This window comes from Aeromicrobium phragmitis, assembly GCF_003674095.1.
GTDB classification, from domain to species: domain Bacteria; phylum Actinomycetota; class Actinomycetes; order Propionibacteriales; family Nocardioidaceae; genus Aeromicrobium; species Aeromicrobium phragmitis.
This window is the reverse complement of sequence record NZ_RDBF01000004.1, coordinates 242,468-256,713: the sequence shown is the minus strand read 5'-3', so window position 1 is coordinate 256,713 and position 14,246 is coordinate 242,468. Positions and strand designations below refer to the sequence as shown.

General features: G+C 70.7%; 13 protein-coding genes. 8 read left to right on the top strand and 5 right to left on the bottom strand.

What is annotated here, in order from left to right; genetic code table 11:
• Window positions 1-2: 2 nt before the first annotated feature.
• Both D9V41_RS07685 and D9V41_RS07680 read right to left on the bottom strand, forming a co-directional pair.
• Window positions 3-1,409 (bottom strand): pyridoxal phosphate-dependent decarboxylase family protein, encoded by a 1,407-nt coding sequence (locus tag D9V41_RS07685; RefSeq protein WP_243697192.1) that lies wholly within the window; start codon window positions 1,407-1,409, stop codon window positions 3-5.
• The gene (locus tag D9V41_RS07680) at window positions 1,396-2,733 is read right to left on the bottom strand and encodes an MFS transporter (protein ID WP_121793958.1); all 1,338 of its coding nucleotides are present in this window, start codon (window positions 2,731-2,733) and stop codon (window positions 1,396-1,398) included. Before D9V41_RS07680 ends, D9V41_RS07685 begins: the two co-directional genes overlap by 14 nt.
• 155 nt (window positions 2,734-2,888) lie before the next feature.
• Here D9V41_RS07680 and D9V41_RS07675 point away from each other — a divergent pair, with 155 nt between their 5' ends.
• The gene (locus tag D9V41_RS07675) at window positions 2,889-3,662 is read left to right on the top strand and encodes a glycerophosphodiester phosphodiesterase (protein ID WP_121793957.1); all 774 of its coding nucleotides are present in this window, start codon (window positions 2,889-2,891) and stop codon (window positions 3,660-3,662) included.
• A 19-nt stretch (window positions 3,663-3,681) separates the two neighbouring features.
• Here the strand turns inward: D9V41_RS07675 and D9V41_RS07670 are convergent, their stop codons facing one another.
• Complete coding sequence (locus D9V41_RS07670) at window positions 3,682-3,954, bottom strand: CBU_0592 family membrane protein (protein ID WP_133434136.1); 273 nt, start codon at window positions 3,952-3,954, stop codon at window positions 3,682-3,684.
• 122 nt (window positions 3,955-4,076) lie between these two features.
• On the opposite strand from D9V41_RS07670, the gene D9V41_RS07665 reads away from it, so the two are divergent.
• The 7 genes from D9V41_RS07665 to D9V41_RS07635 all read left to right on the top strand — a co-directional run bounded on the left by D9V41_RS07665 (window position 4,077) and on the right by D9V41_RS07635 (window position 12,811).
• Entirely contained in the window at window positions 4,077-5,009 is a 933-nt protein-coding gene (locus D9V41_RS07665; RefSeq protein WP_121793955.1) for a LysR family transcriptional regulator, read from the top strand.
• A gap of 96 nt (window positions 5,010-5,105) precedes the next feature.
• A complete protein-coding gene (locus D9V41_RS07660; RefSeq protein WP_121793954.1) occupies window positions 5,106-6,656 on the top strand; it encodes an ABC transporter substrate-binding protein in 1,551 nt (516 codons plus the stop codon).
• Window positions 6,657-6,659: 3 nt separating this feature from the next.
• Complete coding sequence (locus D9V41_RS07655; protein WP_121793953.1) at window positions 6,660-7,661, top strand: ABC transporter permease; 1,002 nt, start codon at window positions 6,660-6,662, stop codon at window positions 7,659-7,661.
• Window positions 7,658-8,503 (top strand): ABC transporter permease, encoded by an 846-nt coding sequence (locus D9V41_RS07650; RefSeq protein WP_121793952.1) that lies wholly within the window; start codon window positions 7,658-7,660, stop codon window positions 8,501-8,503. Before D9V41_RS07655 ends, D9V41_RS07650 begins: the two co-directional genes overlap by 4 nt.
• On the top strand, window positions 8,503-10,221 hold the full coding sequence (locus tag D9V41_RS07645) for a dipeptide ABC transporter ATP-binding protein (protein WP_121793951.1): 1,719 nt from the start codon (window positions 8,503-8,505) through the stop codon (window positions 10,219-10,221). The genes D9V41_RS07650 and D9V41_RS07645 overlap by 1 nt, the downstream gene beginning before the upstream one ends.
• The gene (locus D9V41_RS07640; RefSeq protein WP_121793950.1) at window positions 10,218-12,212 is read left to right on the top strand and encodes a CocE/NonD family hydrolase; all 1,995 of its coding nucleotides are present in this window, start codon (window positions 10,218-10,220) and stop codon (window positions 12,210-12,212) included. The genes D9V41_RS07645 and D9V41_RS07640 overlap by 4 nt, the downstream gene beginning before the upstream one ends.
• On the top strand, window positions 12,209-12,811 hold the full coding sequence (locus D9V41_RS07635; RefSeq protein ID WP_121793949.1) for a TetR/AcrR family transcriptional regulator: 603 nt from the start codon (window positions 12,209-12,211) through the stop codon (window positions 12,809-12,811). The genes D9V41_RS07640 and D9V41_RS07635 overlap by 4 nt, the downstream gene beginning before the upstream one ends.
• On the opposite strand, the gene D9V41_RS07630 is transcribed toward D9V41_RS07635, so the two are convergent.
• Both D9V41_RS07630 and D9V41_RS07625 read right to left on the bottom strand, forming a co-directional pair.
• Window positions 12,808-13,389: a 1-acyl-sn-glycerol-3-phosphate acyltransferase gene (locus D9V41_RS07630; RefSeq protein WP_121793948.1), complete on the bottom strand. Its 582-nt coding sequence runs from the start codon at window positions 13,387-13,389 to the stop codon at window positions 12,808-12,810. The genes D9V41_RS07635 and D9V41_RS07630 overlap by 4 nt on opposite strands.
• Before the next feature lie 59 nt (window positions 13,390-13,448).
• A complete protein-coding gene (locus D9V41_RS07625; protein ID WP_121793947.1) occupies window positions 13,449-14,246 on the bottom strand; it encodes a type III pantothenate kinase in 798 nt (265 codons plus the stop codon).

Below are 14,246 nucleotides of genomic sequence, written 5' to 3'. Positions count from 1 at the left end.
CGTCACCGGGTGAGACGGTCGAGGAACGCCACGAGCAGCGCTTCGCGCAGGCGGGGCGGCGCGACGTCGAGGAGGGCGTTCACCGGGGCCATCCGTTCGGGAAGCGCGACGGCGCCACCCCCGCCGAGGCCGGCCAACTCGAGCAGCCCGTCGAAGGCGGCGTCGTCGAGTTCGGCCGGGTCGGTCGCCTGCGCGGCCGCGACGAGCTCGGGCGCGACGACGACCGGACCGGCAGCGACCGCAGAGTTCACGGCGGCGGCGAGGTCATCGAGGAACTGCGGCACCGACGACGCCGTGGCGGCGCTGACCGTCAGATGCACCGTCGCCGGCAGCTCACCGAAGCGCATCTGGGGCTGGACGAACCAGCCGCGCGCCAGCATCTCGTCGCTGAGGGTGAAGACGTCGAGCGTCTCGTCCACGCCGAAGGAGAGCAGCGTCGATTCCGGGTCGGCGGCGAGAGCGAGGTGCTCCATAGCCGCGATCCCCTCTGCCAACCTGTTCGTGGCCCCCAGCGCGGCGCGCGCCAGCGTCGCGTAGCCCTCGCGCCCGATGTGCTGCACCACCGCCCAGGCCGCCGCGAGCGGCCCGCCCGACTTCGTGGACTGCGTGGTGGCGTTGAGCATGGTGTACCCGGGCCAGTCCGCGTAGGCGAAGAACTGCGGGCGGCGCAGCTCGGGCGTGCGATGCAGGAGGAGCGAGGCGCCCTTCGGCGTGTAGGCGTACTTGTGCAGGTCGACCGACAGGCTCGTGACGCCCTCGACCCGCAGATCCCACGGCGGCGCCGTCGGACTGAACGGCAACACCCACCCGCCGATGCACGCATCGACGTGGAATCGCAGCCCGCGCTCCGCAGCGAGCGCGCCGAACGCCTCGATCGGGTCGATGACCCCGTGCGCGTAGGAGGGGGCGGAGGCGGCGAGGAGCACGACCCGGTCGCCGAATTCCTCGAGCGCCGCCCTGGTCGCGTCGACATCGGCCTTCTTCGTGGCCCGGTCGACATCGACGACGACGGCCTCGACGCCGAAGTAGTGCGCCGCCTTGTGGAACGCCGCGTGGATCGTGCTGGGGAGCACCATCACCGGCCGGTCGACCTTCCGCGCGTCCCGCGCGGCCTGGACGGCGAGCAGGATCGACTCCGTGCCGCCCGAGGTCACCGATCCGACGGCGCCGGGCACGCCCACCAGTTCCCGGGCGAACCCCACGAGTTCGTTCTCCATCGTCAGCAAGCTGGGGAACGCGGTCGGATCGAGACCGTTCGCCGAGGAGTACATGGCCAGGGCGTGCCGGCCGATCTCATCGGCCTCAGCCAGCCCGGAGTCGTAGACGTAGGCCAGTGTTCGCCCGCCGTGCGTGGGCAAATCGGCTGACCGCAACATCTCCAGCCTGGCGACCAACTCATCGGTGCTCACGGGCGACCTCCTCGCGTTCGCTGTCGTGCCGGTAGTGCCGCAGGAAGAACAGGCTCACGGCAACCAGGAGCGCCGGCAGCACGGAGAAGCCGAGGGCGATGGCCAGGCGCGTCCCGTCGTCCTGGACGACGACCTCGCCCTCCGTGGAGGACAGGTATCCGCCGATCGCGAGGACGAGGGCGAAGATCGCCGGCCCGAGCGCCATCCCCAGGGTCTCCCCCGCGGTCCACAGTCCGGCGAAGACGCCGATCCGGTTCTCTTCGCTGCGCTCGGCATCGCGCCCGGCGACGTCGGGCAGCATCGCCAGCGGAAACACCTGCGCGCCCGCGTATCCGATGCCCGCGACGCCTGCGGCGAGGCAGGTCAGGACCAGCGATCCGGTGTGCGCGACGAGCAGCGCGAGCATCCCGACGATCATCGTCACCGAGGCGAGCACATATCCGTGACGCTTGTCGCGCCGGGCGGCGACGCGCTCCCAGAAGGGCGTCACGACCAGGGCGGGGCCGACGAAGGCCACGAACAGGAGCGTGGCCGCGAGTGAGGAATCGAGCAGATCCTTGGCGCCATAGGCGACCGCGGCGAGAAGCGCGCCGATTCCCAGCGCCTGGACCACGAACGTCAGCAGCAGGCTGCGGAAGTCGGCGACCTGGACGATGATCCTCAGTTGCTCGGCGATCGAGCCGGCCGCCGCGGGACGCCGCCGCTCGGGCGCACGAGCGGTGCCGAGGTAGGCGCCCAGCGCTCCGGCGACGATCAGCAGACCGACGAAGACACCCATCACGCGGTAGCCGTCGGCCGTCGGCTCGCCCCCGAACGCGTTGACCAGCATCGGCGCGACACCTCCGGACACGAGGATGGCGAGCGCGAGGACGACGACCCGCCACGTCATGAGGCGGGTGCGTTCGTCGTAGTCGTCGGTCATCTCGGCCGGCATCGCCATGAACGGCACCTGGAAGAACGTGAAGGCGGTGGCGCAGGCGACGAACAGCACCACCACGTAGACGCCGCTGAGCGCAGGCACGCCGGTGGGCCCGGCGAACAGGAGCGCGAACGCGATCGCCAGCAGCAGCCCGCCCCAGAGCAGGAAGGGCCGCCGGCCGCGGCGATCGGCGGCACGGTCGCTGATGCGGCCGACGAAGGGATCGATCACCACGTCCCATGCCTTGGGAAGGAAGACGATGAGTCCGGCGATCGCCGCACCGATACCGACGACGTCGGTCAGGTAGGGCAGGAGGAGCAGTCCGGGAACCGTGCCGAAGGCACCCGTCGCCACGCTTCCCGCGGCGTAGCCGCGCCGCACCGACGGCGGGAGGGGGCCGGTCATGGGCTCATGATGGCAGGCCGTCGGCAGGTCCGGGAGGGGTTTCTCGTCCAATCCTCAGCCGTTCGTCACCGGCTGTTCACGCCGCGTCGGGTTGAGCTTCACACCCGCCTCGCACCCTGGATCGTGACAGGGATTTCGCCCACGAGGGGGACCAGATGTCCGAGCCCATCGTCACGCCGTCTCAGCTCACCACCACCCCGCTGCGCACGACGCGCGTGAACGGGCACCGGGGACAGAGCTTCACCGCCCCGGAGAACACGCTCCCCGCCTTCCTCGACGCCGCCGCGCTCGGTGCCGACGGGATCGAGTTCGACGTCCACCTCACCGCGGACGGACACGTCGTGGCCCACCACGACCAGACGCTACGGCGCACGACGGACGTCGCCCGGGTCTTCCCCGGACGCGCGGGCGACCCGATCTCCTCCTTCACCGCGGCCGAACTCGCGCGTCTCGACGCCGGCTCCTGGAAGGGCGACCTGTGGGCGGGCACACCGCTGCCGTTCGTCGCCGACATCGTCAAGGCGTTCCGCGACCGGCCGCACCGCATGTCGATCGAACTCAAGGCCACATCGGCCAATCCGCTGGTGTTCGCGATGGCCCTGCGGGCGGCCGTCGGTGCGCGGGAGAACGTGACGTTCATGAGCTTTCGCCGCCCGCTCCTCGATGCCGTGCGTCAGGCGATTCCCGGTGCGCAGGTCGGTCTGGTGAGCGTGCGGCGCCCGCGGACGGTCGACCTCGAGAGCTACGACGAGTTTCACCTCGACGCCACGTTCCTCACCCAGCGCGTCGTGGATCAGATCCACGATCGGGGCAAGACGGTGACCGCGTGGACCGTGGACTCGCCCGCGCAGGCCGCCCGTCTCGCCGCGATCGGCGTCGACGCGATCACCACGAATCGCGTCGACGTCGTCCGCCGCGCCCTGGTCTGACCCGGGCTTCGGGTGCCGGTCAGAGCACCGGCGACTGACGGCGCGCCGCCCGGGCGCGCAACGTCATGACGAGGGTGTGAGCGCCGATGGCCGCCCAGACCGTGTTCGAGGCGACCACGGGCCATGCTCCGTAGAGTGCCCCGGCCGTGCCGGCGAGCACTCCGCCCACCGTGTTCATCGCCGCGTAGGTGATCGATGTCGACGCCACGCGTCCGCGCCACAGCAAGAGGTACGCGGCGAAAGTGCCAGCCGTACCCATCCAACCCAGGATTCCAGCGACAAGGCCGTCCATCGTTCCTCCTCCCACACATGGCGAAGCGCGATCCCGAACGAATCGCGCACAGCCATTCTGAGGAGTTCACAAGGTTCAACTCAAATGCAGTTTTGCCAAGCCTGGGTTTAGGATATGTGAATGTGCGCATCCAACCGTCCCGACTCCCGTTTTTCCTTGCGATTGCACGCAATGGCGGCGTTCTCGCGGCCGCCGACGCGTTGCACGTCACACCGTCAGCGGTCTCGCAGCAACTGACCCGCCTCGAGTCCGAGGTGGGCCAGCCGCTCGTGGAGCGCACCCCCCGTGGCGTCACGCTCACGCCGGCCGGTCGCGAACTCGTCGAGCTCGCCGAGAACGTCGAGCGCGAGATCAACGAGACCGAGCTCCGACTGGCGTCCGCGGGCGACGATCCGACCGGTGTCGTCCGACTCGGAGGCTTCCAGACGTTCTTCTCTTCGGTGCTCGCACCGGCGCTCCCCCGCTGGCGCGAGGAGCTGTATGGCGTCGAGCTGCAGATCCACGAGGGACAGCGTGGCGAGCTGCTTCGCGCCCTGCGCGCCGCCGACCTCGAGATCGTCATCGTCGAGTACGACACCGCCGAAACCGCCCCGGCGCTCGGGCCGGCGATCCGGGAGATCCCGCTGCTCGACGATCCGTGGAAGCTCGTCGCGCCCGCGGGCACCCTCGCGGCCACCGAACTCGTCGAACTCGAACGCCTTCGCACGCCATGGCTCGGCGTCGAGGCGTCGGCGGCCACCGCGCACGCCGTCCGCCGCGTCCGCACGCCGCTCGGGCAGTCGACCTCGGCCCACACCTATGCGGAGTACCCGACCGCGCTCGCGCTCGTCGCTGCGGGCGAGGGCATGACGCTCCTGCCGACGCTGGCGCTCCAGGGCCCCCTGCCCGACGGTGTCGAGGTGGCCGACGTCCCCGGCCTCGGGGCACGGCGCCTGGCGCTGCGCCACCGGACCGGCCGCCGCGGCCCGTCGCCGGCGGTGACCGCCGCGATCGATTTCCTTCGCGACATTTCCGCGTCGTTCCAGGCTGATCCGACGACCGACGTGACGGCCTGAAAGGCTCCGCCCTCGGTAACGATTGCGTGACGCAGCTTTCATTCGAGGCCGTCGTGCGCTTATCGTGCAGATGAACGATAAGCACAGGAGGCTTCCGTGACCCCCTCGATCGACCGCCGCACGCTGCTCGGCGGCGCCCTCGGCGGCGCCGCCGCGTTCGGCTTGGCAGCCTGCGGCGCTCCCACCCTGAGCGTGCCCGAGCAGGCTGCGACCGGCACTGCCCGTCGCGGTGCGACACTGCGCATCGCCCGCCCCGCCGCCAGCGCCGCCGAGATGCTCGACCCCGCCAGTTCGCTGTCCGCCTACGAGTACCTCGGCGCGCTCTACAACCGTCTCGTCCGCCTGAACCGCGAAGGCGAGACCGTTCCCGACCTCGCGACCGACTGGTCGTCGAACGCCGATGCGACGGTCTGGGACTTCCGCCTGCGCTCAGGCGTGCGGTTCCACGACGGAAAACGCCTCACGGCTCGCGACGTGCGGTACACCTTCGAGCACATCCTCGACCCGGACACGGCATCGCCGCAGGCCGGAGCACTGTCGATCGTCGCCGGCATCGACGCCGTCGACGAGACGTCCGTGCGCTTCCGTCTCACGACGCCGAACGCCGAGTTCCCCTCGCTGCTCACCGCGTACCAGTGCTATGTCATTCCCGAGGACTCGGCGGACACGATCGGCCACACGGGCATCGGCACCGGACCGTTCATCCTCGAGAGTTACACCCCTGCGGGTGCCGGCGCCGTGCGGGCGAACGACGACTACTTCGACGGACGGGCGACCCTCGACCGCATCGAGTTCTACTCGATTCAGGACACCTCGGCCCGGGTGAACGCGCTGCTCTCGCGGCAGGTGGACCTGCTCTCGCAGACCAACCTGGACAACCCCACCGCTCGCGTCGTCGCCAACTCTGCCGGCACCACGGTCGCCCGCGTGACGAACGCCCAGTGGTACACGATCCCGATGCTGGCCACGAGCGAGGAGTTCGCCGACCCGCGCATGCGCCAGGCGATGAAGCTCGCGTACGACCCGCCGGCGATCGTGTCCACAGCCCTGCAAGGCACGGGGACCGCCGGTTGGGACAACCCGGTGCCGCCCGAACTCGCCGCGCACCTGGACGTGCAGCGCGAGTACGACCCCGAGAAGGCCCGGTCGATCCTCAAGCAGATCGGGCGCGAGGGCTTCTCCACCCGGATCTACACCTCGGCCTACGAGCCCAACTTCACCGCGATCGCGGTCGCCTTCGCCGACCAGGTCAAGCAGGCCGGCATCGACTTGCGCATCACGAACGTCGCCGCCGACTCGTACTACACGCAGGTCTGGATGAGCGAGCCGCTCATGGTGAGCTACTGGTTCACGGGCCAGCCGGTCGATCAGCTGCTGAACCAGATCTTCCGCACGGGTTCGAGCTACAACGAGTCCGCGTGGTCCAACCCCCAGTTCGACCAGCTTCTCGACGCCGCCCGGGCCGACACCAACGACATCACCCGTCGCCAGAAGTACCAGGACGCCCAGCAGCTGGTGATCGACGACGGCGCCGACCTCACGCCGGTGTTCGGCGACCGGCTCGTGGGGCTGTCCGAGGACGTCGTCAACTACGACGAGTACGGCTTCGAGTTCGACTACCTGGCCCTCGGCCTGAAGGAGGACTGAGCCATGCTGCGGATGATCTCCACCCGCGTCGCGACCTCCGTCGTGACCCTGTTCCTCGCGGCGTTCTTCGTCTTCTTCGCGGTTCAAGCCCTGCCCGGTGACGTCGCGGAGCAACTGCTCGGCCAGAACGCCACCGAGGAGGCCGTCGCCACGCTGCGCGAGCAACTCGGTCTGGACACCAACGTCTGGGTCCGCTTCCTCGAGTGGTTGGGGAACGCGGTCACCGGGGACTTCGGCACCTCGCTGGTGTCCGGCGCCTCGGTGTCCTCGACGCTCTGGACGGCGTTCTCGCACTCACTGCTCATCGCCGTGCCGGCGATCGTCGTGGGCATCACGGTGTCGCTCCTGTTGGGCATCCTCGCCGGCGCACGGCGCGGGACGGGCACCGACTCGGGCGTCTCGGTGCTCTCGCTCATCGCGATGAGCATCCCCGAGTTCGTCGTGGCGACCTTGCTGGTGCTCGCACTGGCGATCGCGATTCCGGTCTTCCCGTCGGTCGTGCTGGAGGGTCCGGACGCCACGTTCGGCGACCTCCTGCCGGCGATCGTCCTGCCCTGCATCACCCTCGTCGTCGCGATGGGGGCGTACATCATCCGCGCGATGCGCTCGTCGACGATCGATGGACTGGCCACCGAGTACGCGACGACGGCGACGCTCAAGGGCGTCCCCCGCCGTCGCGTGCTCTGGCGGCACGTGGCGCCGAGCGCGGTCCTGCCGGTGCTCCCGGTGGTGTCCATCAACGTCGCCTGGCTGCTCGGTGGCGTCGTCGTCGTGGAGTCGGTGTTCAACTACCCCGGGCTCGGCAAACTCATGATCGACTCGGTCTCGACCCGGGACCTGCCGGTGCTCCAGGCGATCGCCGTCCTCAGCGCCGTCGTCTACGTGACGGTCAACCTGCTCGCCGACCTGCTCGCGCTCGCCGCCGACCCGCGTCAGCGGACCCTGCACCAGCCACGGCGCCGACGCAGCACCCCGACGCCCGTCCCCCAGGAGGACCTTCGATGATCACCCGTCTCCGCGGCCTCGGGCAGGTCACGACCGGCACGAAGATCGGGCTGATCTTCGTCGGGTTCACGGTGCTCGTCGCCCTCCTGGCCCCTTGGCTCGCGCCCTACGACCCCGTCGCGACCGACGCCGATAACGCGCTCGCCGGTGCCAGCTGGAGCCACTGGCTCGGCACCGACCAGTACGGGCGCGACATCCTCTCGCGCACGATCGAGGGCGGCCGCTTCGCGCTCCTGGTCTCTCTGCTCGCCACGACCACCGCGGTCGTCGTCGGGACCCTCATCGGCGCCGTCGCGGCCTACTACGGCCGCTGGGTGGACGGCGCGATCACCCGCGTGCTCGACGCGGTGCTCGCCGTACCCTCGGTCCTCGCGCTGCTGCTCATCGTCTCCGTGTTCGGCAACAGTGTGCCCGTGCTGGTCATCGCGATCGCCGTGGTCTACGTCCCGGCCGTGGCGCGCGTCGTGCGCGGCGCGGCACGCCCGGTACTCGCTTCGGGGTACGTCACCGCGGCGAAGGCCCGCGGCGAGCGTTCCCTGCCGATCATCGGGCGCGAGGTGCTGCCGAACATCCTCGACACGGTGCTCGTGGAGTTCGCGATGCGCGCTTCCTGGGTGGTCCTGCTGGTCTCGACTCTGTCGTTCCTCGGCTTCGGCGTGAATCCGCCCACTCCGGACTGGGGTCTGATGATCCAGGAGAACCGCACCGCGTTGACGGTCGCGCCCGCGGGCACGATCGCCCCGATCGTCGCCCTGTCCCTGCTGGTCGTCGGCCTCAACCTCGCCGCCGACGGCCTTGGTAAGCACTTCGGCGTGGACCGCGCCCGACGAGGAGTCCTCTGATGAGCGAAACGACCACCGCCCGCGTCGAGGGCCTCACCGTCTCCTACCGCGCCGGCGAGCAGCGCGTCGTCGTCGCCGAGGACGTCTCCTTCCAGCTGCACCGCGGCCGGACTCTCGGGCTCGTGGGCGAGTCCGGCAGCGGTAAGTCCACCGTCGCCCGGACACTGCTGGGGCACCTGCGGGAGGGCTCGACCGTCGACCGGGGCACCGTGACCGTCTTCGATGACGACGTCTTCTCGCTTCCGGCCGAGCGCCTGCGGAAGCTGCGCGGCGGCACCGTGGCCCTCGTCTCGCAGAACGCCGGACACGCCCTCACCCCGTCGATGCGGGTCGGCGCCCAGATTCGTGAAGCCCTCGCCGTCCACGGGCTGCCCTGCGGCGACGACCGGATCGTCGAGCTGCTCCGGCTCGTGCGTCTGCCCTCCCCCGAGACGCTCGGCCGGCGCTATCCGCACGAGTTGTCCGGCGGCCAGCAGCAGCGCGTCGCCATCGCGATGGCCGTCGCCACCGACCCCCAGATCCTCGTCCTCGACGAACCGACGACGGCGCTCGACGTCGTCACCCAGGCTGCGGTCCTCGCGCTCGTCAGCGACCTGCGCGAGCAACTCGGCATGGCCGTGCTCATCGTCAGCCACGACCTCGGGGTGGTCTCCGCAGTCGCCGACGAGGTGCTCGTCCTGCGCAGCGGCCGCGAGGTGGAGCACGGTTCGACCCAGCAGGTCCTGTCCGCCCCGCGCGAGGAATACACGCGTGAGCTGATCGCCGCCGCGCCGCGGATCCACGGAGTCCCGGTGCCGGACGGACGCGACCTCGAGACGGACCTCATCCTGCGCTGCACCGACGTGGACATCCGCTACACCCGAGCACCGCAGCTCGCGGTCAGCGGGTTCGATCTGGAGGTACGCCGCGGCGAGACCGTGGCCATCGTCGGCGAGTCCGGTAGCGGCAAGTCGACGATCGCCGCGGCGCTCGCCGGCCTCGCCGACGTCGAGCGTGGTGACGCCTCGCTCTGGTCCGCCGACGGGACGCGGCACGACCTCCTCGGACCGGCCGGCCGACGCCCCGTGGACGTCCGCCGCTCGGTGCAACTGGTCTTCCAGAACGCCGATCTGGCCCTCAACCCGCGCCGCACCGTGGGCGACGCGATCGCCCGGCCGCTCAAGGTCTTCGGACGCGCCAAGGGCCGGCAGGAGCCGCGGGCGAGCGTCGAGCGCCTGCTGACCGAGGTCGGGCTCGGCCCCGAGTTCGCCGACCGACTCCCCGCCCAGCTGTCCGGCGGCCAGCGTCAGCGGGTCGGGATCGCGCGGGCCCTCGCGGCCGAGCCGACGCTGCTCATCGCCGACGAGATCACGACGGCCCTCGACGTCTCGGTGCAGGCCGACGTGCTCGCGTTGTTGGACGACCTGCGCACGAGGCGCGCGCTGTCCTGTCTGTTCATCAGCCACGACCTCGCCGTCGTGCGCAGCGTGGCCGACCGCATCGTCGTGATGAAGGACGGGCGGGTCGTCGAGTCCGCGCCCACGACGTCCCTGTTCGAGAACCCGCGCCACCCCTACACCCGGACCCTGCTGGACGCCGTCGTCGAACCGGGGCACACCGAACTGCCCAGCAGCGACGTGGACGCCCGGGTGATCACCCTCGACTCGAACGCCGCTCTGCTCGACCTGGGCGGCGGCCACCGGGTCCGCGCCGACGAAGGAGTCCTCACGTCCTCATGAAGATCGTCGACATCCCCGCCGACGCCGTCGAGGTGCGCGATCTGTGGATCCGGATGCCCGACGGGGTGCGGCTCCACGCCCGCGTCTGGCTCCCTCGCGACGCCGAGCAGCAGCCGGTGCCTGCGCTGCTGGAGTATCTGCCGTACCGCCTGGACGACTGGACCTCGGTGCGCGACAGCGAACGCCACCCCTACTACGCCGCGCACGGCTACGCCTCCGTCCGGGTCGACGTCCGCGGCAGCGGCAGCTCCGAGGGGCTGTTCGAGGACGAGTACTCCCCCGCCGAGCTCGATGACGGCGTGGCCGTCGTCGAGTGGCTCGCCGCTCAGCCCTGGTGCTCGGGCGAGGTGGGCATGTTCGGCATCTCCTGGGGAGGGTTCAACGCGCTCCAGATCGCCGAGCGGGCGCCCGAGCCGCTCAAGGCGATCGTCACCGTGTGCTCGACCGACGACCGGTACGACAACGACGTGCACTACATCGGCGGTGCCGTGCTCGGCGTCGACATGGCGGCCTGGGCGGGAACCATGCTCGCGTTCGCCTCCCGGCCACCGCGGCCGGAGGTCGTCGGCGACCGTTGGGTGGAGCAGTGGCGCGACCGGCTCGAACAGCAGCAACCGCTCGCGCCGGTCTGGCTCGGCCACCAGGAGCGGGACGACTACTGGCGGCACGGAAGCGTGTGCGAGAACTACGGCGGCATTCGCGCGGCGGTCCTCGCCGTCGGCGGCTGGTCCGACCCGTACCGCGACACCGTGCTGCGCCTGCTCCGTCACCTCGAGGCCCCCGCCAAGGGCATCATCGGGCCCTGGTCGCATCAGTACCCCGATCGGGGCCTGGCCCCGGGGCCGGGGATCGGCTTCCTGCAGGAGACGCTGCGTTGGTGGGACCGGTGGCTCAAGGGCATCGACACCGGCGTCGAGAACGATCCCGCGCTGCGCGCCTGGGTGAACGACCCGGAGCCGCCGGCCCCGTTCGTGGAGGAGCGCAGCGGCGCCTGGGTCGGTGTGCCGTGGCACGACGAGCCGGAGCACCGCGAGTGGGCCCTCGGCGACGGGCGCGCCCTGGTGCGCTCGCCGTGGGCCACGGGCCAGGACGCCGGCCGGTTCTTCCCCTTCGGCAACCGGGGCGACCTGCCGCCGGACCAGCGCGCCGAGGACGGACGTTCGATCTGTCTCGACCTCGAGATCGGTGAGACGCCCATCGACCTGCTGGGGAACGGGACGGTTCGCCTGCGGGTCCGCTCCACCCACGACCGCGGGCACGTCATCGTCCGGCTCTGCGACGTCGCTCCCGACGGGTCCTCCACGCTCGTGACCCGGGGTGTGCTCAACCTGCTGAAGCGCGACGGTATGGACCGGGTCAGCCCGCTCGAGCCGGGTGAGGACGTCGACGTCGAGGTTCCGCTGATCTCCGCGGGCTACCGCTTCGCCACCGGTCACCGGCTGCGGGTCGCGCTGAGCAATCATTACTGGCCGTGGGTCTGGCCGCACGCCGTGGACGACACCCTCGAGGTCGATCTCTCGGCGAGCTCGCTGCGGCTGCCGCTCGTGGACAGCGCCGCCGTCCCAGTCGGGTTCGAACCGCCCGAGCATGCCCGGCCCCTCGCCATCAGCGTTCCGGACGGCGCGGAGGACTCCCGGCCCGAACGGCTCGTCCGCTACGACGTGGCGCGCGGCGAGACGGTCCTGGAGGTCGACCCGGGGTACGGAGGAACGCGCCAGTACCCGGACGGGCTGAGCTTCCTGGAGTCCGCCGAGGAGGTGTACACCGTCCGCGAGGGCGATCCCTCGTCGCCGCGCGCGGAGTCGCACTGGCGGCTGAGGCTGGCCAACGACGGATGGGCGGCGGACGTCGAGACATGGTCGACGATCACCTGCGACGCCGAGAGCTTCATCGTCGAGAACCGCGTGCTCGCCCATGCCGAACGCGGTGCTCAGCGCGAGCTCGTCGCGGACCGCGTGTTCCGTGACGTCGTGCCGAGGACGTCAACGTGACGCGGCAGCGCCTCTCCCCCGCCGAGCGCCGCGAACAGGTGGTGCAGGCGGCCCGGTCCGTCATCGTGCAGCGCGGCCTGGCGGGCACGTCCTTGCGCGACATCGCGGCGGCGGCCCAGGTGTCGATGGGCACGGTCACGTACCACTTCTCCGGGGTGGACGAGATCCTCAGCGCGGTCGTGATCGCCGAGTCCGAGCGCTTCTACGGCTCGGTCGTCGCGGCCGCGGACGCGGAGCCGGATGCCTGGCGAGCGCTCCAGCTCCTGGTGGATCCGCTGTTCGACGACGCCCCCGACGTCGAGGCGCACTGGCGGATCTGGTCGGACTTCTGGGCGGCTGTGACCCGGCGCCCCGATATGGCCGACGCCTACGCGCAGCGCATCCGGCACTGGGAGGCGTGCTGCGCGCGCACGATCGAGCGCGGCGTCGCGGCCGGCACCTTCCGCGCCGTCGATCCTGAGGACGCCGCGCTCAAGCTCGCCGCCTACGCCGATGGCCTCGGCACGCAGCGTGGCCAGGGAGTGCCGGGCCTGACCGCAGAGCGTGCACGGGCGTGGATGTCGGAGTTCGTCGAACTGCTGCTCAGCCCGGACCGTTAGGACCCGTCCGTCGACTCTCCCGAGAGGCGCGGTACGGAGGTGTGAGCGGGCCGCACGCCGACCTTGCCCGCGTAGAACGCGCGGATACGGTCCATATCGGCGCCCATGTCCCCGGTGAGGTGGAAGGTCGGTCCCAGGCCGGTGCTCATCGTGGAGCGGTCGACGTAGCCCAGCGTGACGGGCAGGTCGGTGGCACGCGCCAGCCGGTAGAAGCCCGATTTCCACGTGTCGGCCTTCCCGCGGGTGCCTTCGGGAGTCACCACCAGATGGAAGCGCTCCCCCGACGCGAGCCGAGCCGTGAGGTCCTCGATGAGACCGGCCGGATTCGCCCGGTCCACCTCGATGCCCCCGAGAGCGCGCATGAACGGTCCCATGGGGCCCCGGAACAGCTCCTTCTTGCCGAGGAACTTCAACTGGAGCCCTTCGCGCCAGGCGATCGCGAGCATGAGGACGAAGTCCCAGTTCGACGTGTGGGGCACGCCGAGGAGGATGCCCGCGCCCTCCCTGGGCACGGACTCGGACCGGTAACGCCAGCGGCTGACGGCCCAGTACGCGCGGGCCAGCGTGCGGCGGATCATCGCTTCACCATGAACGCAGAGCCTAGCGACTCCTCGTCACCGCGACGAGCCGCGAACGCTCAGTCGCGGTTCTTCTCGTGGACGAGGCGCAGACCGATCAGCGTGAGGTTGTCCTCGCGGACGGTGACCGTCTGGCAGTGCTGGATCACGGCGTCGGCGTAGGTGCCCGTGGCGACGACGGTGATCTCGTCAGGGTCCGCGTCGACGGCGTCGATCAGCTGGTCGACGAGACCGTCGACCAGGCCCGCGAACCCGTACACGGCGCCGGATTGGATGGCCTCGACGGTGTTCTTGCCGATGACGCCGCGCGGCTCGGCCACCTCGACCGCGCGCAGCTGCGCACCACGCTGGGCAAGCGCTTCGAGCGAGACCTCCACGCCCGGCGCGATCGCACCGCCCAAGTACCGGCCGCGCTCGTCGACGACGTCGACGATCGTGGCGGTGCCGTTGAGATCGACGATGATCGCCGGTCCGCCGTAGAGGTGGTGAGCGGCGAGCGCGTTGACGATGCGGTCGGTGCCGACCTCACGCGGGTTGTCGGTGTGGATCGCGATGCCGGTGCGCACGCCCGGGCCGACCACCCACACGGGGACGTGGTCGAAGTAGCGCTCGAGCATCGCCCGCATCTCGACGCCGATCGACGGCACGGTGCAGCACATGCTGACCGCGCTCACTTCGTCGTCGGCCAATCCGGCGGCGCGGACGAACCCGTGGGCGAGCAGATACCACTCGTCCGCGGTGCGGGTGGCGTCCGACGACACCGTCCAGCGCCCGGTCAGCACCGGTTCGTCACCGCGGATGTCCCAGACCCCGATGACCGACAGGCGATTGCCGACGTCGAGGCAGAGCAGGCTCAT